This window comes from Candidatus Viadribacter manganicus (genome assembly GCF_001679665.1).
GTDB classification, from domain to species: Bacteria; Pseudomonadota; Alphaproteobacteria; order Caulobacterales; family Aquidulcibacteraceae; genus Vitreimonas; species Vitreimonas manganica.
Window position 1 is genome coordinate 546,638 of record NZ_CP013244.1, and the last position, 23,426, is coordinate 570,063.

Here is a 23,426-nt window from a genome sequence, read left to right on the forward strand (position 1 = left end):
CCCCGAGAGCCAATCCTGCTCTCCTTGCGAAGCACGCGATAGCCACCCGGTAAAGCCCCCTGCGTCAGTGGCCCGATGTGCAAATGATCACAATTCTAGGCCGCCTTTGGCTCCGGCCGCGCCGTCACCGCGAGCTTCAGCTTCGTGCGCGCACCATTGCGCAGCACATCAAGTTCAACTGAGCGCCCGATGCGATCGCGCGTCAGTAATTTGTGAATGGCGTCCACCGAAGCCGTCGCCTCGCCATCCAGCGACAAGATGAGATCGCCTTCCTCAAGCCCCGCCGCTTCGCCGGGCCCGCCGCTCGATACCGCAACAACCAGCACGCCGCTCTCGCTACTCAGTCCCAAGCGCCGCACCAAGGCCCGTGACAGCCCCTGCGTTTGGCCGCCAATGCCAAGCCAGCCGCGCGCCACGCGCCCATCGCGCATCAGATCGGGAATGATCAGCTTCGCCGTGCTGCTCGGCACCGCAAAGCAAATGCCCTGCGCTCCGCCGATGATCGCCGTATTGATCCCAACCACGGCGCCGCGCGCATCAACCAGCGCGCCACCGGAATTGCCGGGGTTCAACGCCGCATCCGTCTGGATCACATCCTCGATCAAGCGCCCGCTATCGCCGCGCAACGTCCGCCGTAGCGCCGACACGACACCTACGGTCACAGTTGCCTGCAAACCAAGTGGATTGCCGATCGCGATCGAAAGTTCGCCGACGCGCAAAGCTTCCGAGTCGCCCAACTCCGCTGGGCGGTGGCCTTTGCTATGCAAACGCAGCAGGGCCAGATCGGTATCGGGGTCGGTCCCGACGATTTCGGCCTTCGTCACGCTGCCATCATGCAAAATGCCTTCGAGCGAACCTGCCCCGCGCACGACGTGATTGTTCGTCAACGCATAGCCATCGGGCGAAATGATCACGCCGGAGCCTGCACCGTCATAAAGCCCGCGCGAGCGGCTTGTACGCCGCACGCCGATAACAGCAGGGCCGATATCTTCGACCACTCGAATGATTGTTTCAGAAAAGGCGTCTCTGGGGCCGCGTTGCGGCGGCGCCGAGACAAACGAGCTCTTGCGACCAAACATGCGGCGAAAGGTAAGAACGCACAGCTCCCTTGGCTAGCCCCGCTTCCTCCGGCGCATCGCTTGCCCTACATCCCGCTCAATGCCTCTTCCGCCTCAATCCGCAAAATCACCCGCGCGAGGGTTCAATCTCTTCACCTGGCTACGGAATTCGTTCCTCGCCGGCGTCGCTCTGGTGCTGCCGTTCGTCGTCACAGCGTGGCTGATCTGGATGGTGGTCACCTTCATCGACACGCGCGTCGAGCCGCTCGTTCCAGAACACCTCAATGTGCTGACGCGCTTTCCGGGCGGCGGCCTGCTGCTAGCCGTCGCGGCGTTGACGCTGATCGGCGCGCTTGCCGGCAATCTCGTTGGCCGATGGATCGTCAACACTGCCGATAGCGGCATCGCCAACCTGCCTCTCGTGCGCACCATTTATGGCGGCGCCAAGCAAGTGTTCAAACAGGTCGCCGCGCCCGAGCGGACGTCGTTCCAACAAGCCGTGCTCGTGGAATTTCCGCAGCCCGGCTCCTACGCGATCGGCTTCATCACCAACGAAAACACCGCCGAAGTCGTTCACGACATCGGCGAAGACCTCGTCGCGGTCTATGTGCCGCAAGCGCCGATCCCAACGTCGGGCTTTCTGCTCTACCTGCCGCGCAACGAACTAAAGTTGCTCTCCATTCCACCGGAGGGAGCGCTAAAGCGCGTCATCTCCCTCGGCATCATTCGCAAAGAAGACGACATCACCGGCAAGTAGCATCGCTACTCGATCTTGAAATCGCCCGGCTTCCAATCCGGCTTTGGATATTGCGGCGCCAAATCTTCCAAGGCCTTGCGCACGGTTGCGGCGATGATCGCATTGCGTTGCCACTTGCGATCCGCCGGCACCACGCGCCACGGCGCGTGCGCGGTCGAGCAGCGATCCAGCGCGACCTCATACGCCTTCTGATAATCGTCCCAGAGCTTGCGATCTTCGAGATCGGCGGCGTTGAACTTCCAGTTCTTCTCCGCATCGTCCAGCCGCGCCTGCAAACGCTCGCGCTGTTCATCGCGCGAAATGTTGAGCATGAACTTCAGCACCGTCGTTCCGGTGTCGTTCAGATGCGCCTCGAACGCGTTGATCTGCTCATAGCGCTGCTCCACAACAGCGGCGGGCGCCAGATTACGCACCTTCACCACCAGCACGTCTTCGTACTGCGAGCGGTTGAACACGCCGATCACGCCCTTCTTCGGCGTCGCCATGTGAATGCGCCAAAGAAAATCATGCGCCAGCTCTTCATCGCTCGGCTTGCCGAACGGCGTCACCTGAACGCCAAGCGGCCCACAACGATTGAACACCGCGCGCACCGTGCCGTCTTTGCCGGACGTATCGATCCCTTGCAGGATCACCAGCAAAGCACGTTTGCGCTCGGCCCACAGTGCATCCTGCAGCGCGTCGATGGCTTTCGCGTTTTCCTTGGTCGCTTCTTCTGCAGCTTCGCGATCGTCGAAGATGTCGTCGGCGTTGGTCGCGCGTTTGCGTAGGTTCGATTTGGCGCCCGGCGTCACCAGCACGCTGTCGTCGATCTGCTTTGTGAGTTTCACCATCCGGCGAGCATACAAAGAAAAAGGCCCACCGCGAGGGTGGGCCTTTGAACTTCGCCAGGAAAGCGAACTTACGACGCGTAGTATTCGACGACGAGGTTAGGTTCCATTTGCACCGGATACGGCACGTCCGAGAGTTGCGGAACGCGCGCGTAGCGGCAGGTCATGCCCTTCGCGTCGACTTCGAGATAGTCCGGTGTCTCACGCTCGCCGCTGGCCAGCGCTTCGAGAACGATCGCCATCGACTTCGAACGATCACGGATCTCGAGGACGTCGCCAACCTTCACGAGGTAGGAAGCGATCGTCACGCGACGGCCGTTCACCTTCACGTGGCCGTGGTTCACGAACTGACGCGCCGAGAAAACGGTCGGCGTGAACTTCGCGCGATACACAACCGCATCGAGACGGCTCTCGAGCAGACCGATGAGGTTTTCAGCCGTGTTGCCCTTCCGGCGCGCGGCTTCTTCGTAGGTCTTGCGGAACTGCTTTTCGGTGATGTTGCCGTAGTAGAGGCGCAGCTTCTGCTTCGCGACCAATTGCAGGCCGAAGTCGGAGGTCTTGCCCTTGCGGCGCTGGCCGTGTTGGCCCGGGCCGTACTGGCGCTTGTTGACTGGTGATTTCGGACGGCCCCAGAGGTTCTGGCCGAAACGGCGGTCCGACTTGTATTTAGCTTGAATACGCTTCGTCATGCGCTGTGAGCGCCTTCTTCTTCTGACGGGGCCCGGCGAGCTCAAAACGAGATCGCGACTGCCCTGGCGGTTCGCCCGTCACCCAGTATGTCCCTGCCCCGAAACGAAGTCCGGCGCGGGAAAGCGGGGCTTTTGGTCGACCAACGTCCCAAAGTCAACCTGAGCAGCTAGGGATTTGGCTACACTGGCCGCGGCACAATCTCGTCGAACACGATCTTCCAATCGTCGCCCTGGTGCTGCCAGACACGGGCCAGATAGCCCTCGCGCCGGCCCTCGCCCTCCGGCCAGGACGTCCGGCCAAGCACAAAAACCATGTCGCCGGCCGGCGCCGCCTCGATCCGCAGGGGCTCGTCGACCGCGTCTAGCGCCGTCGCCTGAGCCAGCGTGGTCGCGGCCTCAACCCCGATAGCCGCCGGATGACCCGGCCGGTTCAGCCGGACATCCTCAGCCAAACGCCACAGCAATTGCGAACGCGGTTCAGGCCGGGCAATCGCAATGCCACGCTCCAATGCGCCCACCTCCCTCACTGCAGCTTCGGCGGATCCCACGCCCCGCGGCGCGACCGCCAGGTTCGGAATACGCGCGTCGGCAGCCACTGGCGGACCAGGATCGCGCACCCCGGTTCCAGCGTCGAAGATCCACTTCCAACCGCCATCTGGCTGGCGGCGCCAAACCGTGAAGTAGTGTCCCGCAATTCCCTCACGCCCGCGAAACAGAAATGGCCCCGTTGTGAAGCCAAAATCGCCACCACTCGAAATCCCGGCATAAGCAGGACGCCAATCCAACGTCGTCTCGCCGTCGCCCGCAATCTGCGCGAGCTGTTCGTGCGCATTCACCGGATCAGGACTCAAAGTGATCGCATCCGGCGCTGCGTAGCTGCGAAACGCCGCCACCCATCCGCGCTCTGCAGCATCCGCCGCGAACGCGCGCTCGGCCGCCACCACGGGCGCTGCACTTTGCCCCACCACAGCCTGGGGCGCCGTCGCACACCCGACCAACGCCAACACCGCCAAAACAAGAACTCTCATGGCAAACACCAGTCTTGCGCCGCCCTCAGCGGTCAACCGCGCTTGCGACCACCAAAGCCGGGCCCGCGATTAGCAGCCCAAATGGCCGCGTTTAACCAATCCTCAAGCGGAGATGAGCAGAGCTTTACTCTGGAGGATGTCCGCCAGTGCCGGTCGTGATGCGTCATAACGAGTCGTTGGAGCTAAACTTGGCCGAATACCTCGGCTCGGTGACGTACGGCGAACTCAAAGCCGTCGCCGAGTTTCTGGCCGCCAACCCGTCCTTCCTGAAACGCGATTGCTTGAGCGTCGCCTATCCCGGCTGCGACTTCGACAGCATCGACCTCGCCGCGCTCGACGAACTCTTCGGCGGCTACGCGCAACTCTACGCACCGATCAATTTTCAGATCATCCGCCGCTCGGCCTGGGTCTGCCTCAGCCCCGCCGCGCAACGTTACATCGACTACTGGATCGTCGGGCGCGACGCGCGCGGCGCCATGTCGACGACGCTCCGCCAATTCCCAACGCACGAAGAAGCCGGCGATTGGCTGGTGCTCAGCGAAGCGGAAACACTCGCCCTTCAGACGCGCGCCGGCTTCGACGTCGTCGTCCGTTTCGAAGACAAGCCGCCGGCCGTGGCAGCACACGCACGCTAGTGCTTCGCCACAACGAAAAGCTTGAGCTGAGCCGTGTCGAATACTCGGGCGCCGTTCGCGCCCAGGATCTGCACGATCACGCCGCCTACAACGCCGCCCATCCAGTCTGGCTCGGCTTTGACTGCATCAGCGTCATCCATGCCGACATCGATGTCACCGGCATTTCGCTCAACAATCTCTACCGCGTTTCAATGCCCATCGCGAACTGTTCGCGCCGCTTAGCCCGCGTCGCTATCGAGATCGTACTGGCTCTGCAGATAATTCTGCAGGCCCATCTGTTCCAAATTTAAAAGCTGGGTTTCCAGGAAGTCGATGTGCTCTTCGGTATCGTCGAGCAGCTCGATCAGCAGATCGCGCGTGACATAATCTTGCTTCGTCTCGCAAAGCGCGATTCCTTCCTTGATCGCGGCGTGGCCGGTCTTCTCGGCGTTCAAATCCGCCTGCAACCGCTCCGGCGCCGCTTCACCGATTTGCAGCTTGTTCAAGTTCTGCAGGTTCGGAAAACCTTCGATGAGCAGGATCCGCTTAATGATGCGGTCCGCATGCTTCATCTCTTCGATGGATTCTTCGTACGTCTTTTTGGCGAGCTTGCCGTAGCCATCGCTCTGGTACATCCGCGCATGCAGGAAGTACTGGTTTATCGACGTCAGCTCGTTGGTCAGAATCTGATTGAGCTTCTTGATGACGTCCGCATCGCCCTTCATCGCGCTTACTCCGCTGCGACGAGGCTCCGCTTACCGCAAGCCATTCCGCCGCTAGAAATGCCCTCGGCGATCTCTGGCAGACAGCGACCGCAACAAGGCTCGCAGCCATGATGGGCGAGCACCGCTTCCGGACCCTGCGCACCTGCAGCGATGGCCTCATCGACCTCGTTGCGAGTCACACCGTTACAGTTGCAGACGTACATCCCGCACTTCTCTGTGAGCAAAGACATTTCCGGCGACTGCGAACCAGACGCAAAGAATTCATACCCTCTCGCGACCGCTCCTGCAAGTCATTCGCAGCATTTATAGTGCCTCATCGGCGCCCCTAGCGGTTTGATTTTGGTCAATTTGCCTGCGCGGACGGGACGTTAACCCAGCACCTTCGCCATGGCCGCGAGCCCGGCTTCCATCGAGGCTGTCTGCGTGCCGGCCATTGCGTCGGGCAGGAAGTCCACCGTCCAGACGAACCGGCAGCCATCGCCGTCTTCAAGCACCTGCGCCGTAGCGCTGTAGTGCTGGATCCTCGGGTGATCGAGGATGGCGTAAACCAAGCGCCGCTCGGCATCGTCAGAGCTCACCAGCCACTCACGGACTTCCGTGCCGTTCGCAAACATCACCATTCGCGCGCCGGACGGCTCCATCTTCGTCGCCGTCACGAAGCCCGGCGCCATCTCGTGCACCGCCTCGAATCTGCGCAGCAGCGCCCAGACCTCATCCGCCAAACGCGCGCTCCGAAACTGTTTTCTGACCGTCGCCATGAGCATCTCCTCTGACGCGCATCTGGCCAGAACCGGACACGTCTGTCTCGCCGTTTCCGGACCGCTTCATGTTCACAAGCGCCGCCGGTCAAGCTGGCGGGCAATCCGCGCTTCGAGCCGGCTGGTCGCATCGAGCAAACGCTGCGCCGTAGATTCGTTCACCGCCGCGACATGGGCACGCCAGGTCAATTGCGTCACCACAGGGGCCCACGACGGCGCGCTGGGCGCATTCGCAAGCATGAGGCTTTGAGGCTGAAACAACGGCCCCGCATAAACTTCATCGCGAAACGCACCTGTCGTACGCCCGCGCTCAAGGAGCGCCATTCCCATCAATTGATCGTCCCACGCGCGCGCCGGAAGCCCTGAGTTCCGCATAAATGGGACGAACGCCTCATCAACAAAGTAAATGTTGTTCTTGTCAATCACCGCCTCGAGCCGGCGCGTGTAGAAAAAGTACGAAATGATCTCGGCGCGCAACGCCGCGTCGGAAATGATCTCGAGATTGCCGGAGCTTTGAAGGTCAACGAACGTCGGGCTTTCCGTTCTCAATGTCCGGCGCTGGGTGAGCGCTGACAGCGCCACACCGATCCTACGGCTGCGTTCGGCAGTTCTGTCGTTCTCGATCAAATAGAAGACTTTGCCAGCAAGCCGTCCTTGAAACTGCTCGAACTCAATCTGATCGCGCACCTCCCCTTCAATGCGCTGCAAATCCCCCCGCAACTGCGAGAGGTACGCCGACTCCGCTCTCCGGCTTGCCGCCGCCTCGTTCCAATTGCTGACCTGAATACCCAAAAACACGCCGAGCACGACGATCAGAAAATCGATCCCGATCGCGGTCCATTCCTGCTTGCGCAGATGCGCGATGATGCGGCGGAGGATCATGGCGCGCCAATGTCCGCGTTGATCGCGGCCACGGCATTCGCCGCGCTCTCACGGGCGCGCGGATACTCCTGCTGCGCAAAGATGTTCTGCCCAATCCAGAATCTGAGGTCGTCCGCGATCTGATCGTCGGCGCGAATGGCCCGGAGGACGGACGCTGTATCGACGCTCGCGAGCTCAGCCGCGCAATCCGAACTCATGAATTCGATCTCGGCGTCGACGATGAAACAATCACCCCACAGCACCTCGGCCGCCTCCGGGCTGAGATGCCGGCGCAAACGTTCCCGATAGGCCGGCGCCGTCAGGTTTATGGGGTTCCACCCCGCCAGATAGATGTAAAAACGCCGGACAGCGGCGCGCGTATCGTCGTCAGTGGGAAAACCCCTGCGCTCGTTCTCGGCGTACTTGCCCGTTTGAAAGCCGGTGCCCCAGAGCTGCGAGGCGTGAAAGAAATCAATCAGCAACTCGCCGCAACGCGTGCTGCACGGCTCGCCACTTTCCAGCCACGCCAAAGCGCTCCGGCCACCCTCCACCGAGCGATCGGTATAGGTGACGAGATGCTCCAGCATCCGGTCATTCTCGACGATCTCGTCGCGCAACTGCGCCAGATAAACACTCTCCTGAGCACGCAACGCCCGCGCCTCATTCCAATTGCCGAGTTGGATACCCACGAACACACCGATTACGACGATCACAAAATCGATCCCGATCGCCGTCCATTCCTGCTTGCGCAGATGCTCCATGACGCGACGGAGGATCATGGCGTAGAGCCCGATCTCGGGAGCGTGACGTTCATGCCGGTGGTTGCGTTCAGATCGTCGATAAAGGGCTGAAACTGCGTTGTGTCCACGCAGGCGCCATAGGTTGCGACAGTGTTGGCGATGAAGTCTGCGATGTCCCCATCTGTTGACGATGTGAAGCGAAAAAACCGCCGCTCATTCTGAAAATCGAAAGCCATGATGGCTTCCCGCGCTTGGCGCGCGTGGACCGTCATGATCCCTTCCATCGAGGCGAGCCGACTTAGCGTCGCGTACGCCTCACGCCGTTGCGCCGCGTCAAACGGGCCCGACATCGACAAATGCGAGAGCTCACCCGCGAGATCGAACGCCGCGTCCTGCCGTTCTCGAAAACCCTCCGTTGCCACGAAAACTGCGCTTATTTGGATGAAGCGTTGCCGGTCCATGTCGATTGCGGCGTCGCCGGCGAGCAGCGAGCGCCATGTTGCGTCGGACCAGGGCCGGCGCGGCGAGCGCAGGACACGTGGAAGCACCATATGCTCGCTGTTCCGGTTGATGCTCTCAGGAATCTCCGCGGCCCAATAGCCATCGGAGCGCTGAAGCCGATCGGCAAGCGCCCGGAAACGCTCGCGTCTGCAGGGCTCGACGGCGAGGCGCTCGCTGGCGTGGAGATACAGCATGACCATATCGACCTCGACCGCGTCGATGGCCTCGCGCGTGGCGCGGGCGCGGTTGGCGCTGGTGATGAGCTCCTGGGCGATAAGGGTGATGCTCAAACCGATGACGATGATCGCGACTTCGAAGCCAAAGCGCTTCCACCCCTTAAGATCGCCGATCTGACGAAAGAAGCGCATTCGATCTCCCCCGCCAGCATCTAGCCGCAAGCGCGCGCGACTGACAACGATCGGCCTGGAGACTTGGGAAAAGTCCGGCCCTGCGCTAAGAGCCCGCCTCAATGTCCGCAAAAGCCCCCACCATCGGCGTCGTTTCACTCGGCTGCCCCAAAGCCCTCGTCGACAGCGAGCGCATCATCACGCGCCTGCGCTCCGAAGGCTATCAGCTCAGCGGCTCCTACGAAGGCGCCGACCTTGTCGTCGTGAATACGTGCGGCTTCCTCGATAGCGCCAAAGCCGAAAGCCTCGACGCCATCGGCGAAGCCATTGCCGAGAACGGCAAAGTCATCGTCACCGGCTGCCTCGGCAAAGAAGAAAACCTGATCCGCCAAGCGCACCCGAAAGTGCTGGAGATCACCGGCCCGCACCAATACGAGGCCGTCGTCGGCGCCGTGCACACGCATCTGCCGCAGCTGCACGATCCCAAAATCGATCTCGTGCCCGAAGGCGGCTTCCGCCTCACGCCGCGCCACTACGCGTATCTGAAGATCTCCGAAGGCTGCAATAATCGCTGTACCTTCTGCATCATCCCATCGATCCGCGGCGACCTCGTCTCGCGCCGCGCCAACGCCGTGCTGAAAGAGGCCGAAGGCTTGGTCAAAGCCGGCGTCAAAGAACTGCTGGTCATCTCGCAGGACACGTCGGCCTACGGCGTTGACCTCAAATATGCCGAGAGCAAATGGAAGGACCGCATGGTCCGCGCCAAATTCTACGACCTCTGCAAAGAGCTCGGCGACTTGGGCGCATGGGTGCGCCTCCACTACGTCTATCCCTATCCGCACGTCGACGAAGTCGTCGCTCTGATGGCCGAAGGCAAAGTACTGCCCTACCTCGACATCCCGTTCCAGCACGCCTCACCAAACGTGCTGAAGGCCATGCGCCGCCCCGCGAACCAGGACAAAGTCCTGGATCGCATCAAGGCGTGGCGCAAAATCTGCCCTGACCTCACCATCCGTTCGAGCTTCATCGTCGGCTTCCCCGGTGAAACCGAAGACGATTTCGAAACCCTGCTCGATTTCATCGAAGAAGCCGAAATCGATCGCGCCGGCGTGTTCAAATACGAAAACGTCGACGGCGCGCCCTCACGCGATCTCCCCGGCCACATCGATCAAGACGACGTCGATGAGCGCTACGATCGCTTCATGGAAGCGCAGACCGCGCTCGCCCACCAGCGCCTCCAATCCATGATCGGCAAAACCGTCGACGCGATCTGCGACGGCTGGGACGAAGACGCCGAAGCCTACGCCTTCCGCACCAAGGCCGACGCACCCGAAATCGACGGGGTCACCTATGTCGATAGCGACGACGAAATCGCCGAAGGCACGATCTGCCAGCTCGAAATCCTCGGCGGCGAGGGCCACGAAATGGTCGGCGCGCTAAAGGACTAAACCTCCCTTGCAATCTGCGCCGTAATCGAAATTCCCTTTTGACTTAGCGCCGCGTCCGTGGACTCTGCTATCCTCCTTGGGGGAGGCGACATGAAACAGATTGCATCCATCGGCTTATGTTTGGCCCTAGCCGTCAGCGCGCTCGCGACCAAGGCGATGGCGCAAACGCTCGCAAACCGCCCTGCTCTCGATTTCACCGGCGCCCCGAGCCCAACCGGCGAAGACCCAGTCTTCTCACGCTCCGTCGCTGCGCGCTTTGCCGGCGTGCCGCTCGCCCAAGTGCTGACCGACATTCGCGCCCAAGGCTTCGAGTGCGCCTCTGACTATTGCACGCGCACCGTCATGGAAGACGCCTGCGCCAATGCGTGGACCATCGACATCGCCGCCGATCACACGCTGAGCGGGCGCCACTCACGCCTCTGCATGGGCGCGGCGGAAGACGAGTGAGTTCAGCCATGTCCAAATCGTTCATCGCCGCGCTCTGCGCGCTCATGCTCAGCGCCTGCGCAAGCACCAGCGCACCGGCGCAAGCCACGGCATCGCCCGCCGCTACGATCACGCTCTTCGAAGGCGGCTGCTATTACATGAGCAGCTGCACGACTTACGAGATCACCGTGCAAGCCAACGGCGCCTACAGTCTCAACGCACAGAGCAACGCACGCACCCAAGGCCTCAGCGAAGGTCAACTCGGCGCCGAAGCCTTCGCCGCAGCCGAACGCGCCCTCGCCGCAGCGAACTTCGCCTCGCTGCCCGAGACCATGAACGGCTCAAACCGCAGCGTGTGGGATCCAGATGTCTATCCGTGCATGAACCACGCGCCCGGCGCACGCATCACACGCCGCACCGGCGATGGCGCCGTAAAGGCGGTCTATTGGGATCAAGGCTGCCGCTCAGCGGAGATGAGTGCGCTCATCGATCAACTCCGCGCCGCCTTCCACTACGATCATCTAGTCCGCCCGGAGTAGCAGCGCACAGCAAGCCGGCGCATGCCCTCGAATGTTCGATCATAGCGGCGCCCACGCTTCTTCTCGGCATCATTGGCGCATCGTGCGGTGTGGCGATCTTTCGTCTCTTGAATGCGAAGCTCTAACGCACACGCGAAAAGGCGTTTCGTCGGCCGTTGCCGAGATAAAACCATTCAAAATCATTTGGACCGAAGTCACCGATCTCGGACACGCGCGGGCGTCCTTCAAGAGGCACGAATACAATGTAGTGTTTTGCTGGATCGACGTTGTCCGTCAGGCCGGGCGGTGGCGCATCGCCGGCGAACACCATCCATCTTTCCGCAGGCTGATCGTCGCCATCATAGCTGCTCACCGATGAGCCGTCCGCATTGAGCGTGAGCATCTCCCGCTCCTCGTAAACGGAACGCCAGACGCCCACGAACTGCTGAGCGAAGGCATCGATGTCGCGTTCGTTCAGGTTCGCCGCCGCCGATCCCGCCTCCACTGGCGATATCGCCTCCGCAGGTGAATCCGTTCGTGCATTTTCAGGCGCGTCCGAGCTGCACGCGACGACGACAAATCCGAAAAATGCTAGCAGCGGCATGAGCAAGATGCGCTTCGACAAAGACTTACCCTGCGGGTTTGAAACGGACACAACCGGCCAAATCTGACTGCGCCTTACTTCCGCACCTTCGGCTCGCCGAGCGTCATGAAGATCACAGGGCCTTCAGTCGGCGCCCGATAGACGCCGTGCGAGCCATTTACCTTCATCGCCAGCGCGGTCATGTGCCAAGCGCCCTTCTCGTCCATGCGCAACCAGCGCTGCGTCAGCTCGTCGATGCCGTGCTTGTCGCCAAACCAGCGCGTGCGCTCGGCATCATTGCGCAGACGCTGCACAACCATCGGGTGATCCCAGGCCCAGCGGAAAATCTCCGTACGCGGATTCCAAGCGCCAATGATCTGCACCGGCGCTGTGACCATCGCGCCGTCCTTACGCTCGAACTGAATGATGCCGGCGTTCTGATCGACGACCCAAGGCGCTGTATCAAGCTTCAGCTTCCGTGAAAGCCAACGCTGCCGGTTCAGAAGATCGATCCAGCTTTCTGCAAAGAAGCGATCGACATCGACCTCTTCTCCGCCCCACGGCACCAGCGCGCCGACAGGCGCACGCGGTTCAGCCGTTCGCGCGGACGCTTTGCGCTTCGTTTTGAGCATGCGCTCCCGTTGATCCCCAGCGCCCCAAGCCGTTTGTGGATAAGAGCAATTCCCCCAGCGCGGGTAAAGTCATTTCGACATGGGGGTCCTCAGCAAGCCCGCCCTAGGCCCCTTCGTCGCCCTTTTTGCGTCCGCCGCGCCCGATCGTGAGCGCTTTGATCACGCCGCGCATGGTCTGCGCCTCCTGCTGGGTCAACCGCGCGCGCATGAACATCGACCGCAGATTGCGTTTCATCAGCGGCGCCTTGTCCATCGGATGAAAGAAGCGCCCGTGCTCGAGCTCAGCTTCCAAATGCGCGAACAGGCCGTCGAGTTCTTCCTGCGTCGCTGGCGGGTTGTCGCCCTGAAACCAGACCGGTGCGTCGGTCTCCTGGCGCGCCTCAGCATAAGCGTAAGCAAAAACCGCCACCGCGTTCGCAAGGTTCAACGACGCAAATCCTGGGTTGACCGGCAGCGTCAAGATCGCATCGGCGCGCGCCACTTCGTCAGTCTCCATACCCGAAGCCTCGGGCCCAAACATCACAACCGGACGTTCCCCGGCCGCGATCGCCGCGCGCAGTTTTGAAGCGGCCTCGCGCGGCCCCCAAACTGGCTTCTCCAAACCCCGCGGCCGCGCCGTCGCCGCCAAGACCAAAGTCGCGTCGGAAAGCGCCTCCTCAACCGACCACTCGACCCGAGCCGCCTTCAGCACGGTGTCGGCGCCGACCGCCACTTGCTCAGCCTTCGGGTTCGGCCAACGATCCCGCGGCGCCACCAGCCGCAGCGACACCAGCCCGAAATTCAAGAGCACCCGCGCCACCGCGCCGATATTCTCCCCCATCTGTGGCCGCAGCAGACACACAGCCGGCCATGTCTCCTCGATTGGAGGGGGCATATTGCGCGCGCGCGTCATTGGGTTGGGCAAGGCCAGGGCATATCGGCAAACTCATTCAGCATCAGGCGGTGCGCCGCAAGCGCCCGCGACCAGAGACCGCCTCCGGGCGCTGTTTGCGCGCCGCTCCCAAGCTGCTACCACCCGCCCAAATCCCCGAACGCGAAAGGTGAGTAACGATGGCGAAGATCAAGGTCGACAATCCGGTCGTCGATATGGACGGCGATGAGATGACCCGGATCATCTGGGCGCTGATCAAAGAACGCCTGATCCACCCCTATCTCGACCTCGACATCAAATATTACGATCTGGGCGTTGAGGCGCGCGACGCCACCAACGACCAAATCACCATCGACGCCGCCAACGCCACCAAGCAATACGGCGTCGCCGTGAAGTGCGCGACGATCACACCCGACGAAGCGCGCGTGAAGGAATTCGGCCTCAAGGAAATGTGGAAGAGCCCGAACGGCACCATCCGCAACATCCTCGGCGGCGTCATCTTCCGCGAACCGATCATCATGAAGAACGTGCCGCGCCTGGTGCCGGGCTGGACGCAACCGATCGTCGTCGGCCGTCACGCGTTCGGCGACCAATACCGCGCCACCGATTTCAAATTCCCGGGCAAGGGCACGCTCACCATCAAGTTTGTCGGCGAAGACGGCACAACGATCGAGAAGGAAGTGTTCAAGGCGCCGGGCCCGGGCGTCACCATGGCGATGTACAACCTCGATGACAGCATCAAGGACTTCGCCCGCGCCTCGTTCAATTACGGCTTGCTGAAGAACTACCCGGTCTATCTCTCGACCAAGAACACGATCCTCAAAGCCTATGACGGCCGCTTCAAGGATATCTTCCAAGAGATCTTCGACGCCGAATTCAAAGCCGAGTTCAACAAGCGCAAGCTCACCTACGAACACCGCCTGATCGACGACATGGTCGCCTCGGCGCTGAAATGGTCCGGCGGCTACGTGTGGGCGTGCAAGAACTACGATGGCGACGTCCAATCCGACACCGTCGCGCAAGGCTTCGGTTCACTCGGCCTGATGACATCGGTGCTGATCACGCCAGACGGCAAGACCATGGAAGCGGAGGCCGCGCACGGCACCGTGACGCGCCACTATCGCCAGCACCAGAAGGGCGAACCGACCTCAACCAACTCAGTCGCGTCGATTTTTGCCTGGACGCGCGGCCTCGCCCATCGCGGCAAGCTCGATAACAACCAGAAGCTCATCGACTACGCGCTGCTTCTGGAAAAAATCACCATCGACACAGTCGAATCCGGCCAGATGACCAAGGACCTCGCCGTCCTCGTCGGCGACAAGCAAACTTGGCTCACCACCGAAGGCTTCCTCGACGCGGTCGGCGACAACCTCGACAAGGCGATGACCAAGGCCTGATATGAGAAAGCGCCGCTCCTCGCTGTCAGGCAGCTGGAGCGGCGCTTATCGCTACCCGAACGGCGGACACGAGACCGTCTTCAACGCGCAGATCGAGGAAACCGGCGGCGCGTTCATCGGCGCAACCCAAGAGCCTAACGAATTCCTCGACACCACTGACAGCATTCTTCACGGCGAGATCGACGGCTTCCGCGAAGGCGCTTCGATCAGCTTCACCAAATTCTACAATCACGGCCAAAAAGGCGCGCGCCACTCGATCCGCTATCAAGGCTCGATCGACGCTAATTTAACGCGCATCGAAGGACGCTGGATCGTCAGCAACGACTGGGCCGGGACATTCTTCATGACCCGTGACGATCTCGGCGAAGAAGAAGCCGTCGAACGCGAAGTCGAAATCCCAATCGAGAACCGCAAATGATCATTCGTGAAGCCCGCGCCACTGACCGCACGCAATGGGACGACCTCTGGGCCGGCTATCTCACCTTCTATGAATCAAGCCTGGCGCCGGAAGTAACCGACAGCACTTGGCGGCGCCTGCTCGATCCCAACGAGCCGATGCAAGCGCTCGTCGCCGAGGATGAAACGGGCGCGCTCCTCGGCTTCACGCACGTCGTCTTCCATCGCGGCACATGGTCGATAGGCGATTTCTGCTATCTCGAAGACCTCTTCGTCGCGCCCAATGCGCGCAAGCACGGCGTCGCCCGTGCGCTCATCGAAGCCGTCTACGCGCTCGCCGATCAGCGCGGCGCCGCCCGCGTCTATTGGCTAACCCACGAGAGCAACCTCACCGCGCGCAAACTCTACGACCAAGTCGCGCAAAACCGCGGCTTCATCCAATACCGGCGCTAGTCCACTGCCAGAATTACGCTGAGCCTGTCGAAGCGCGACGCACGCACAGGTCTATTCCTTAAACGCCGGCGTCGGTCGCCACGGATAAGGCTGCGGCATGTCCGTCGACACCTTGTCCGGATAAGCCGGCACGCGCTTTTCAAGAAACGACGTCACGCCCTCTTTCGCATCGCCCGCACGTCCGCGCGCGACCATCAAGCGGCTCTCCAACCGGTGCGCTTCCATCGGATGCGAGGCATCGAGCATATCGAGCAGCATCCGTCGCGACAGCGCCACCGAGACCGGCGATGTGTTGTCGGCAATCTCGCGCGCCAAGGCATGCGCCGCCGGCAGCAGATCGTCAGGTTTATAAAGCGAGCGCACCAGCCCACGCTCCTTAGCTTCCTCGCTCGAAAACACGCGCCCCGTCATCACCCATTCGAGCGCCGTCGAAACACCAACCAGCCGTGGCAGGAAGTACGACGACAACGTCTCCGGCACGATGCCGCGCTTGGCGAAGACGAAACCCATCTTCGCGCCTTCAACCGCAAGCCGCACATCCATCGGCAGCGTCATCGTCGCGCCGACGCCGACCGCCGGGCCATTGATCGCCGCGATCACCGGCTTTTTGCTTTCATAGATGCGCAAGCCAACCCGGCCGCCGCCATCGCGGACGCGATCTTCCTCAAATTCAACGCCCCGGCCCGCGAGGCGCTTTTCATAGTTGAACGTATCGCCCGCGCTCGCGAGATCGGCGCCCGCGCAGAACGCCCGCCCCTCGCCGGTGACGATCACCGCCCGCACGCTGTCATCGGCGTCGGTCACGTCGAACGCCGCGATCATCTCATGCATCATCAGCTCGTTGAACGCGTTCATCCGGTCAGGCCGGTGAAGCGTCAGCGTGGCGACCCCATTCGCGATATCGAGTTTGATGGCTTCGTAGTTGGACATCGGTGCGGCTCCGCAATGAACGTCTAGCTAGCGCTCAGAGCCGCAACAACTCAACCTCTGCCGCTTGGTAAGGGTCGAGCTTGTAGACCATGTGGTGGTGGATCGCGACCAGCTGACCCGCGCCCCAATCTTCGATGATTTCAGCATCGTCGCGCTCGCGCGCCTGCCATTGCGAGCCGTCTTCACAGATCAGCACTTTGCCGCGCGCCAGCACAGCATCGATCATCGACACCGCCCCCGACTGCGCTCCGGCGCCTAATCCGACTCGGAACACCGAGAGAATCGCGTCACGCTGCTGCTGCGAGAGTCGGCCCCAGTCGAGCCGATCGAAAAGCTCTGGCCCAAGAAACGCGGCCAGTGAATCGTTATGCGTCATATCGGTCGTCCCCACTCCCGAATCGAGTCGACCAAGAACAGTTGATTCGGTTTCCGAGACGTTACTGACTCGAACCGATTACCTTGAGCTGACGCATCGTAAGCAAAACCGAAATTGCAAAACCGCTCGCCACGGCAAGCAACTCTATTGAGCTGGTGCCGAACGCAAACGCCACCACGATAGACTGCAACCAAAGAACGAGACGGAGCAAACCAAGCCAAGGACTTCCCCAACGGCTTCCGAACGTTCCCCACTCGTCATCGAACAAATCCGGCTTTCGTGCTTCACGCCGAAACGCCTCCCCGACGCGAGTTCGCGTCTCGTTTCCTTTGCGGTCAAAAACCAGCGCGAGAAACAGGCAGAGCGCGATTGCAGCGGCTAGTCCCGCGACGACGATCATAACTCCCGGCGCGACCACCTCTTTCGCAAAAATCGTGATCAGCACAACGATGGCGACGGCCGTAGCGGCGGCGCACCCAAAAGTCTCAACCCAATCAACTTTCATTGCGCTTCTCTAGGGCGCTAGAGCGCCGAAGCTCGGCTTGGGCTGTTGCTTGAACGCGAACGCGACCATCGCGAGACCAATGAGCGGTCCGATCAATCCGACAAGCCCGCCCTCGACACCCAGGATCTTAAGGGCGGAGACACCGATCCGCTTCACAGCGCCAGCCGCCAGATAAAGTCGCGATCGGCAACGCGGCCAACCATGAATTTATGTTCGCCGACATGCTCAAAACCGTAGCGTTTGTAGAACGCCTGCGCGCGCGTGTTGTTTTCCCAGACGCTGAGAAACATCACCCGCGCGCCCTTGCCGCGCGCCCACGACAGCGCCTCGTCCATCAAGGTCTTTGCAACGCCGGTGCCTTTGGTCGATGTATCGACATAGAGCCGATGCAGTTCGAGGGCATCGCTTGCGTCGACCTCCATGTCGACCTCGCCCATCTTGCAATAGCCGACGATGTCATCGCCGCGCAGCGCCAAGCGGTAGCGCGAGGCCGGATCGGCGATCTCAGCGCCAATCACCGGCGCGCGATACTTGGCCTCGACGTACGCGGCGAGATCTTCCGGCGGATAAAGGTGACCGAACGTCTCGGTGAACGAAAGCTCAGCGAACGCAGCGAGCGCGTGTGCATCCGCCGCTGTCGCGTCGCGATAGACGATCTCGCTCACGCCGCCAGCGCGCCTTGAAGCGCCGCGCGAATGGCTTCAAGCGCCTTCGCGGCTTCGCCGCCGTTCGGCCCGCCGCCTTGCGCCATATCCGGGCGCCCGCCGCCGCCTTGACCACCGACGGCCGCAACGCCCGCTTTCACCAGATCGACAGCGTTGACCTTGCCTTTAAGATCGTCGGTCACGCCGATCGCCAGCGCCGCCTTGCCGTCTTCAACACCGACATACGCCACGACGCCCGAACCGATCGACTTTTTGCCTTCATCGACAAGCCCGCGCAGCTCCTTCGCCGGCACGCCCTCAAGCACGCGCGCCAACACCGAAACACCAGCAACGCTCTCCGGGCCCGCTGGGGCGCTTTGGCCGCCGCCGCCGCCCGCCAGCGCGAGTTTCTTTTTGGTGTCGGCCAATTCGCGCTCGAGCCTGCGCCGCTCATCGGCAAGCTGCGACACGCGCTCGGTAACTTCGGCCAACGGCGCCTTGATGTTCGACGCGATCGCCTTCGCCAGACCCGCTTGCGCTTTCAGATGCGCCAGCGCCGCCGCGCCCGTCGCGCCTTCGATACGGCGCACGCCCGAAGCAACCCCACCTTCGCCGGTGATTGCGAACACGGCGATATCGCCGGTGCGCTTCACGTGCGTGCCGCCGCACAACTCAACCGAATAGGCTTTGCCGGTATGGCTGAGAGCATCGCCTAGGCGAAGCACGCGCACGGTGTCGCCGTACTTTTCGCCGAACAGCGCCAGCGCGCCTTCTTCGATCGCCTTCGCGGGCGCCATTTCCTTGATCACGCCTTCGGTGTTCTGGCGGATCACCGCGTTCACTTCATCTTCGACACGAGAGATTTCGTCAGCCGTCATCGCCTGGCCGTGGCTGAAGTCGAAGCGGAAGTAATCCGCCTCAACCAGCGAGCCTTTCTGCGACACGTGCGGCCCCAGAACGTTGCGCAACGCCGCGTGCAGCAAGTGCGTCGCCGAGTGGTTCGAACGAATTTTCGCACGTCGCTCGTGATCGATCTCGAGCGCGGCCTTGTCGCCAACCTTCACTGCGCCCTTCACCAAGCGCCCGACATGCGCATGCAGCGCACCGACCTGCTTTTGCGTGTCCTCAACGACAAACTCGGCCCCGCTGGCGAACTTGATAACGCCCTGGTCGCCCGATTGGCCGCCGCTCTCGGCGTAGAATGGCGTGCTATCGAACACGAGCGCGCCTGTCGCGCCCTCGTGCAATTCATGCTGCTCAGCGCCGCCTGAGACGATCGCCGTCACCGCGCCATCGCCGGCTTCGGCGCCATAACCCAAGAACGCGTTGCCTTTGGTGCGTTCGAGGATCGAGTGCCAGATAGCTGGATTGTCGGCGCCGTCAGCGCCCTTCCAACTTGCCGCGCCCTGATCGCGCTGCTCCTGCATCGCCGCATCATATTGCGCGACGTCCACTTCAAGCGAACGCCCGCGCAGGATGTCTTGCGTCAGATCGAGCGGGAAGCCGAACGTGTCGTAGAGCTTGAACGCGGTACGACCCGAAAGCTTCTGGCCGCCCTTCAAGCCGCCGATCTCTTCTTCGAGCAACTTCAGACCGTTCGCCAACGTGCGACGGAAGCGCTCTTCCTCCTCACGCAATTGCGCTTCGATGACAGGCTGCGCGCGCTTCAGCTCCGGATACGCATCACCCATCTCGGCGATCAGCGTCGGCGCCAAGCGGTGCATCAACGGTTCTTTCGCACCCAGGATATGCGCGTGGCGCATGGCGCGGCGCATGATCCGGCGCAGCACATAGCCACGGCCTTCGTTCGACGGCGAAACGCCGTCCGCGATCAAGAAACACGACGAGCGCAGGTGATCGGCGATCACGTTGTGGCTCGGCGCGCGTTCGCCTTCGGCTTTGGTCTTGGTCAGTTCTTCCGACGCCGCAATCAGCGTCTTGAAGAGATCTGTCTCGAACACTGAGTCCACGCCCTGCATCACACAGGCAATGCGCTCAAGGCCCATGCCGGTATCGATCGAGGGCTTCGGCAATTTCTCGCGCGAACGCCCGTCCGAAAATTGCTCGTATTGCATGAACACGAGATTCCAGAACTCAAGAAAGCGATCGCCGTCTTGCTCGGGCGAACCCGGCGGGCCGCCCCAAATGTGATCGCCGCGGTCGATGAAGATTTCCGAACACGGGCCACACGGCCCCGTATCGCCCATCGACCAAAAATTGTCGGCGGTCGCGATGCGGATGATCTTGTCGTCGTTTAGGCCCGCGATCTTCTTCCAGAGCGCCGCCGCCTCATCGTCGTCATGATAGACGGTGACCAGGAGCTTGCTCTTCGCCAGCCCCATGTCCTTGGTGATCAGCGTCCAGGCCGCTTCGATTGCGCCGTCCTTGAAGTAATCGCCGAACGAGAAGTTGCCGAGCATCTCGAAGAATGTGAGGTGGCGCGCCGTGTAGCCGACATTGTCGAGATCGTTGTGCTTGCCGCCGGCGCGGACGCACTTCTGACTCGTCGCGGCGCGCGGATATGGCGGCTTGGCCGCGCCGGTGAAATAGTTCTTGAACTGTACCATGCCGGCATTGGTGAAGAGCAGCGTTGGGTCATCCTGCGGTACGAGCGAGGACGAACCCGGCAGCTCATGCTGGCGCGAGCCGAAGAAATCGAGAAATTGCCCACGGATGTCGTTGACGCTGTTCATGCCACTCAAGCCAAATCGAAGTTCCGGCTTGGTATAGGTAGTGGGCGCGTCAACGCCAAGCGCCAGACCCGCGCAGGCGCCTTGCGATTACGTCAAGGCGCCGCAATCACGGCGGTATCGTCAGTGCGCCGTCCGCTGAGAGCGGAAAGTACGGATTCCAGGCAACTTCCCAAAGGTGCCCATCAGGATCTGAAAAATACCCGGAGCGCCCGCCCCAGCTTGCGTCGTGGCCAAGCTTGGCGACCGAACCACCGGCGGCGACCGCCTCCGCGATCACCTCATCAACTTGATGCTTCTCACGCACATTGTGCGCGATGGCGATGCCGCGAAACCCACTGCCTTCCGCCGAGACCTCAGCGTCACAAGCCAAGCTCTCAAGCGGAAACAGGCAAAGCGCCACCGCACCTGCCTGCATGAACACGACTTGATCGCCGCCTTGCGACGACGCGCTGAAACCCAGTTTGGAGTAAAACGCCTTCGACCGGGTCAGATCACCAACACCGATCGTGATCAGAGAAACGCGCGGCTCCATCGCCACTCTCCTAGGCAATCCGCCGGCCGGCCCGAAACGCGCCAGGGCATGGGGTCGGGTCGGCTAAACGTCCCGAACCGGCCAGCGAAACCTATTTCTCATTCGCCGTCGTCGGCGTCCTTAGCTTCTTCGTCGCTCGGCGGTGAATACATCGCATCCGCAACCGCCGCTGACTTGCCACGGATCTTGTCTTCAATCTCAATCGCCACGGCCTTGTTCTCTTTCAGGAACCGACGCGCCGCTTCCTTGCCTTGGCCTATCTTCTGAGACCCATAGGCGTACCAAGCGCCAGATTTATCGATGATGCCGGCCTTAACGCCGAGCTCGATCAACTCGCCGGTCTTCGAGATGCCTTCGCCGTAAATGATGTCGAACTGCACCTGCTTGAACGGCGGCGCGACCTTGTTCTTCACCACCTTCACGCGGGTCTCAGAACCCACGACTTCGTCACGTTCCTTGATCTGACCAGTGCGGCGAATGTCGAGGCGAACCGACGCGTAGAACTTCAGCGCGTTGCCACCGGTCGTGGTTTCCGGATTGCCGTACATCACGCCGATCTTCATGCGAATCTGGTTGATGAAGATCACCAGCGTCTTCGACTTGTTGATGGAAGCGGTGAGCTTGCGCAACGCCTGGCTCATCAGACGCGCCTGCAAGCCCGGCAGGCTATCGCCCATCTCGCCTTCGATTTCCGCGCGCGGCGTCAGCGCCGCAACCGAGTCAACCACCAGAACATCGATAGCGCCGGAGCGTACAAGCGTGTCGGTGATTTCCAACGCCTGCTCGCCCGTATCTGGTTGCGAGACCAGCAGATCATCGAGATCGACGCCCAGCTTGCGCGCATAGATCGGGTCGAGCGCGTGTTCGGCGTCGACGAACGCGCAGACGCCACCGCTCTTTTGCGCTTCGGCGATGCAGTGCAGCGCCAGCGTCGTCTTGCCTGAAGATTCCGGGCCGTAAATTTCAACGATGCGGCCTTTGGGAAGGCCGCCAATGCCAAGCGCGATATCGAGCGAGAGCGAGCCCGTGGAGATCGCCTCGATCTCCATCGCCGGCTTTTCGCCAAGGCGCATCACCGAGCCTTTGCCGAACGCCTGATCGATCTGCTTCAGCGCGGCAGAGAGGGCCTTTTGCTTGTCCGTTTCCACCGCTTCCTCAACAAGCTTCAGCTTCGATGCCATCTCTCACGCCCTCCATTTGGCCTCGAGTCCAGCTCTAAAGGCCATCAGCCAACCCATACGCCGCTGCAGAATCGTTTGTACCGCGTTTGTTCTTGGAACACAAGCAGAACATCCGGCAGTTTGAACGCCGCTTCGAGGCCTCTCATGGGGGGATTCGCCGCCGGGTGGGTTAAGGCGGAGGCCTTCTGATCGCGCTTGTTTCGCGCCGGCCGCGCACGCGTTAAGTAATTTCGAGTGAGAAACGGAGAGGATCGTCTGATGGCTCAGTCCTTGGCGCCCATTCCACCGCGCGGCGACGTTCCGGCCACGTTGGAATCCGTCAGCTCCTTCCGTGTGAAGACGGCCGCGCTCTCGCGCCCGGCTGGGCCAATCCAAAAGCCGGATCCGAACATGGTGCTGGTCACCGCCCCCGATGGCGGCGTGGTCGTCTATCCGCCCAGCGAGAAGCTCGCGATCCTCGCTGCGCGTAGACTCCCGAGGATCAATCGCTAGCGCCGATATGAAGCCGCGCGACAAGCTGCTGGCAGGGCTTGGCCTCGGCGCGACTGCTTTGCTCTGCGCCTACACCGCGCACTTCATCTATGCGATCGTCGTCGCAGTCTTTTTCACGGTCAGCCCTGAGGCTCAGTCACAAGGCAATTGGTGGCTGGCCAACGGCCTCAGCACCAGCATCGAAACTGCACTGGGCGATGACGCGCCCGCTACGCTTGCAAACAATTGCTCGCCGCCAATGGAAGGTCTTGCGCCGGCGCCGGAGTGCATATTTGTACGCGGCGCAAGCGGCGGCCCAGGATGCAAGATCAGCGCGTGCTGGCCGTTATCACCGAGACCTCACGCCAATCGTGCCTCTACATCGGCTCGGGCAGCGGCTTTCGAACCGTTCCCGGCGCCGTTCGCCTGCACCTGATTGGCGCCTACAGGCGCGCACGGCCCCTC

32 protein-coding genes are annotated in these 23,426 nt (G+C 61.7%); 10 read left to right on the forward strand and 22 right to left on the reverse strand.

What is annotated here, in order from left to right; translation table 11 throughout:
• Positions 1–95: 95 nt before the first annotated feature.
• Entirely contained in the window at positions 96–998 is a 903-nt protein-coding gene (locus ATE48_RS02820; protein WP_228126757.1) for a S1C family serine protease, read from the reverse strand.
• 160 nt (positions 999–1,158) lie between these two features.
• On the opposite strand from ATE48_RS02820, the gene ATE48_RS02825 reads away from it, so the two are divergent.
• Positions 1,159–1,815 (forward strand): DUF502 domain-containing protein, encoded by a 657-nt coding sequence (locus ATE48_RS02825; RefSeq protein ID WP_066767600.1) that lies wholly within the window; start codon positions 1,159–1,161, stop codon positions 1,813–1,815.
• Positions 1,816–1,820: 5 nt separating this feature from the next.
• Here the strand turns inward: ATE48_RS02825 and ATE48_RS02830 are convergent, their stop codons facing one another.
• The 3 genes from ATE48_RS02830 to ATE48_RS02840 form a co-directional block, all read right to left on the reverse strand.
• Entirely contained in the window at positions 1,821–2,645 is an 825-nt protein-coding gene (locus tag ATE48_RS02830; protein ID WP_156767569.1) for a PPK2 family polyphosphate kinase, read from the reverse strand.
• Between the two features lie 68 nt (positions 2,646–2,713).
• On the reverse strand, positions 2,714–3,331 hold the full coding sequence (gene rpsD, locus ATE48_RS02835) for a 30S ribosomal protein S4 (protein ID WP_066767602.1): 618 nt from the start codon (positions 3,329–3,331) through the stop codon (positions 2,714–2,716).
• 179 nt (positions 3,332–3,510) lie between these two features.
• Positions 3,511–4,359 carry a Cif family virulence factor gene (locus tag ATE48_RS02840; RefSeq protein ID WP_156767570.1) on the reverse strand — a complete coding sequence of 283 codons (849 nt, stop codon included), beginning with the start codon at positions 4,357–4,359 and terminating at the stop codon, positions 3,511–3,513.
• 188 nt (positions 4,360–4,547) lie between these two features.
• Between ATE48_RS02840 and ATE48_RS02845 the strand changes: the two genes are divergently transcribed.
• A complete protein-coding gene (locus tag ATE48_RS02845) occupies positions 4,548–4,994 on the forward strand; it encodes a hypothetical protein (RefSeq protein WP_156767571.1) in 447 nt (148 codons plus the stop codon).
• Here ATE48_RS02845 and ATE48_RS19615 read toward each other — a convergent pair.
• The 7 genes from ATE48_RS19615 to ATE48_RS02870 all read right to left on the reverse strand — a co-directional run bounded on the left by ATE48_RS19615 (position 4,991) and on the right by ATE48_RS02870 (position 8,926).
• Entirely contained in the window at positions 4,991–5,134 is a 144-nt protein-coding gene (locus tag ATE48_RS19615) for a hypothetical protein (protein ID WP_156767572.1), read from the reverse strand. The genes ATE48_RS02845 and ATE48_RS19615 overlap by 4 nt on opposite strands.
• Positions 5,135–5,212: 78 nt before the next feature.
• A complete protein-coding gene (bfr, locus tag ATE48_RS02850) occupies positions 5,213–5,698 on the reverse strand; it encodes a bacterioferritin (RefSeq protein ID WP_066767608.1) in 486 nt (161 codons plus the stop codon).
• Positions 5,699–5,703: 5 nt separating this feature from the next.
• Positions 5,704–5,928, reverse strand: coding sequence for a (2Fe-2S)-binding protein (locus tag ATE48_RS20370; protein WP_418219397.1), 225 nt, complete (start codon positions 5,926–5,928; stop codon positions 5,704–5,706).
• 138 nt (positions 5,929–6,066) lie between these two features.
• A complete protein-coding gene (locus tag ATE48_RS02855; protein WP_066774534.1) occupies positions 6,067–6,456 on the reverse strand; it encodes an SRPBCC family protein in 390 nt (129 codons plus the stop codon).
• Between the two features lie 72 nt (positions 6,457–6,528).
• Positions 6,529–7,338 carry a hypothetical protein gene (locus ATE48_RS02860; protein WP_066767609.1) on the reverse strand — a complete coding sequence of 270 codons (810 nt, stop codon included), beginning with the start codon at positions 7,336–7,338 and terminating at the stop codon, positions 6,529–6,531.
• Entirely contained in the window at positions 7,335–8,096 is a 762-nt protein-coding gene (locus tag ATE48_RS02865; RefSeq protein WP_066767610.1) for a hypothetical protein, read from the reverse strand. Before ATE48_RS02865 ends, ATE48_RS02860 begins: the two co-directional genes overlap by 4 nt.
• Positions 8,093–8,926: a hypothetical protein gene (locus ATE48_RS02870; protein WP_066767611.1), complete on the reverse strand. Its 834-nt coding sequence runs from the start codon at positions 8,924–8,926 to the stop codon at positions 8,093–8,095. Before ATE48_RS02870 ends, ATE48_RS02865 begins: the two co-directional genes overlap by 4 nt.
• A gap of 101 nt (positions 8,927–9,027) precedes the next feature.
• Between ATE48_RS02870 and rimO the strand changes: the two genes are divergently transcribed.
• The 3 genes from rimO (at position 9,028) to ATE48_RS02885 (ending at position 11,318) form a co-directional block, all read left to right on the forward strand.
• Positions 9,028–10,353, forward strand: coding sequence for a 30S ribosomal protein S12 methylthiotransferase RimO (gene rimO / locus ATE48_RS02875; protein WP_066767613.1), 1,326 nt, complete (start codon positions 9,028–9,030; stop codon positions 10,351–10,353).
• Positions 10,354–10,443: 90 nt separating this feature from the next.
• Entirely contained in the window at positions 10,444–10,800 is a 357-nt protein-coding gene (locus tag ATE48_RS02880; RefSeq protein WP_066767615.1) for a hypothetical protein, read from the forward strand.
• Positions 10,801–10,808: 8 nt separating this feature from the next.
• Positions 10,809–11,318 carry a DUF6438 domain-containing protein gene (locus ATE48_RS02885; protein WP_066767619.1) on the forward strand — a complete coding sequence of 170 codons (510 nt, stop codon included), beginning with the start codon at positions 10,809–10,811 and terminating at the stop codon, positions 11,316–11,318.
• 121 nt (positions 11,319–11,439) lie between these two features.
• Here ATE48_RS02885 and ATE48_RS02890 read toward each other — a convergent pair whose 3' ends face one another.
• From ATE48_RS02890 to ATE48_RS02900, 3 genes are all read right to left on the reverse strand, one after another.
• Positions 11,440–11,922 carry a hypothetical protein gene (locus tag ATE48_RS02890; protein WP_156767573.1) on the reverse strand — a complete coding sequence of 161 codons (483 nt, stop codon included), beginning with the start codon at positions 11,920–11,922 and terminating at the stop codon, positions 11,440–11,442.
• A gap of 53 nt (positions 11,923–11,975) precedes the next feature.
• Positions 11,976–12,512: a DUF6882 domain-containing protein gene (locus ATE48_RS02895; RefSeq protein WP_066767622.1), complete on the reverse strand. Its 537-nt coding sequence runs from the start codon at positions 12,510–12,512 to the stop codon at positions 11,976–11,978.
• 103 nt (positions 12,513–12,615) lie between these two features.
• A complete protein-coding gene (locus ATE48_RS02900) occupies positions 12,616–13,404 on the reverse strand; it encodes an RNA methyltransferase (protein ID WP_066767624.1) in 789 nt (262 codons plus the stop codon).
• A gap of 158 nt (positions 13,405–13,562) precedes the next feature.
• On the opposite strand from ATE48_RS02900, the gene ATE48_RS02905 reads away from it, so the two are divergent.
• The 3 genes from ATE48_RS02905 to ATE48_RS02915 are packed head-to-tail and all read left to right on the forward strand — an operon-like array spanning position 13,563 to position 15,629.
• Positions 13,563–14,780: an NADP-dependent isocitrate dehydrogenase gene (locus ATE48_RS02905; protein WP_066767625.1), complete on the forward strand. Its 1,218-nt coding sequence runs from the start codon at positions 13,563–13,565 to the stop codon at positions 14,778–14,780.
• Position 14,781: 1 nt separating this feature from the next.
• Positions 14,782–15,198 carry a hypothetical protein gene (locus ATE48_RS02910; RefSeq protein ID WP_066767630.1) on the forward strand — a complete coding sequence of 139 codons (417 nt, stop codon included), beginning with the start codon at positions 14,782–14,784 and terminating at the stop codon, positions 15,196–15,198.
• Positions 15,195–15,629 carry a GNAT family N-acetyltransferase gene (locus tag ATE48_RS02915; RefSeq protein WP_066767632.1) on the forward strand — a complete coding sequence of 145 codons (435 nt, stop codon included), beginning with the start codon at positions 15,195–15,197 and terminating at the stop codon, positions 15,627–15,629. The genes ATE48_RS02910 and ATE48_RS02915 overlap by 4 nt, the downstream gene beginning before the upstream one ends.
• Before the next feature lie 51 nt (positions 15,630–15,680).
• On the opposite strand, the gene ATE48_RS02920 is transcribed toward ATE48_RS02915, so the two are convergent.
• From ATE48_RS02920 to recA, 8 genes are all read right to left on the reverse strand, one after another.
• Complete coding sequence (locus tag ATE48_RS02920; protein ID WP_066767634.1) at positions 15,681–16,559, reverse strand: crotonase/enoyl-CoA hydratase family protein; 879 nt, start codon at positions 16,557–16,559, stop codon at positions 15,681–15,683.
• 34 nt (positions 16,560–16,593) lie between these two features.
• Positions 16,594–16,935: a hypothetical protein gene (locus ATE48_RS02925; protein ID WP_066767636.1), complete on the reverse strand. Its 342-nt coding sequence runs from the start codon at positions 16,933–16,935 to the stop codon at positions 16,594–16,596.
• Positions 16,936–16,996: 61 nt separating this feature from the next.
• The gene (locus tag ATE48_RS02930) at positions 16,997–17,440 is read right to left on the reverse strand and encodes a hypothetical protein (RefSeq protein WP_066767638.1); all 444 of its coding nucleotides are present in this window, start codon (positions 17,438–17,440) and stop codon (positions 16,997–16,999) included.
• A 9-nt stretch (positions 17,441–17,449) separates the two neighbouring features.
• On the reverse strand, positions 17,450–17,596 hold the full coding sequence (locus tag ATE48_RS19620) for a hypothetical protein (RefSeq protein WP_156767574.1): 147 nt from the start codon (positions 17,594–17,596) through the stop codon (positions 17,450–17,452).
• Positions 17,593–18,105 (reverse strand): GNAT family N-acetyltransferase, encoded by a 513-nt coding sequence (locus ATE48_RS02935; protein ID WP_066767640.1) that lies wholly within the window; start codon positions 18,103–18,105, stop codon positions 17,593–17,595. The genes ATE48_RS19620 and ATE48_RS02935 overlap by 4 nt, the downstream gene beginning before the upstream one ends.
• Positions 18,102–20,777, reverse strand: a complete 2,676-nt coding sequence (gene alaS, locus ATE48_RS02940; RefSeq protein WP_066767641.1) for an alanine--tRNA ligase — start codon at positions 20,775–20,777, stop codon at positions 18,102–18,104. Before alaS ends, ATE48_RS02935 begins: the two co-directional genes overlap by 4 nt.
• A gap of 106 nt (positions 20,778–20,883) precedes the next feature.
• Positions 20,884–21,309, reverse strand: a complete 426-nt coding sequence (locus tag ATE48_RS02945; RefSeq protein WP_066774536.1) for a VOC family protein — start codon at positions 21,307–21,309, stop codon at positions 20,884–20,886.
• Positions 21,310–21,407: 98 nt separating this feature from the next.
• Positions 21,408–22,490 carry a recombinase RecA gene (gene recA / locus ATE48_RS02950; RefSeq protein ID WP_066767643.1) on the reverse strand — a complete coding sequence of 361 codons (1,083 nt, stop codon included), beginning with the start codon at positions 22,488–22,490 and terminating at the stop codon, positions 21,408–21,410.
• Positions 22,491–22,748: 258 nt separating this feature from the next.
• Between recA and ATE48_RS02955 the strand changes: the two genes are divergently transcribed.
• Both ATE48_RS02955 and ATE48_RS02960 read left to right on the forward strand, forming a co-directional pair.
• Complete coding sequence (locus ATE48_RS02955) at positions 22,749–22,982, forward strand: hypothetical protein (protein WP_066767645.1); 234 nt, start codon at positions 22,749–22,751, stop codon at positions 22,980–22,982.
• 7 nt (positions 22,983–22,989) lie between these two features.
• Positions 22,990–23,397: a hypothetical protein gene (locus ATE48_RS02960; RefSeq protein WP_066767646.1), complete on the forward strand. Its 408-nt coding sequence runs from the start codon at positions 22,990–22,992 to the stop codon at positions 23,395–23,397.
• Positions 23,398–23,426 lie beyond the last annotated feature (29 nt).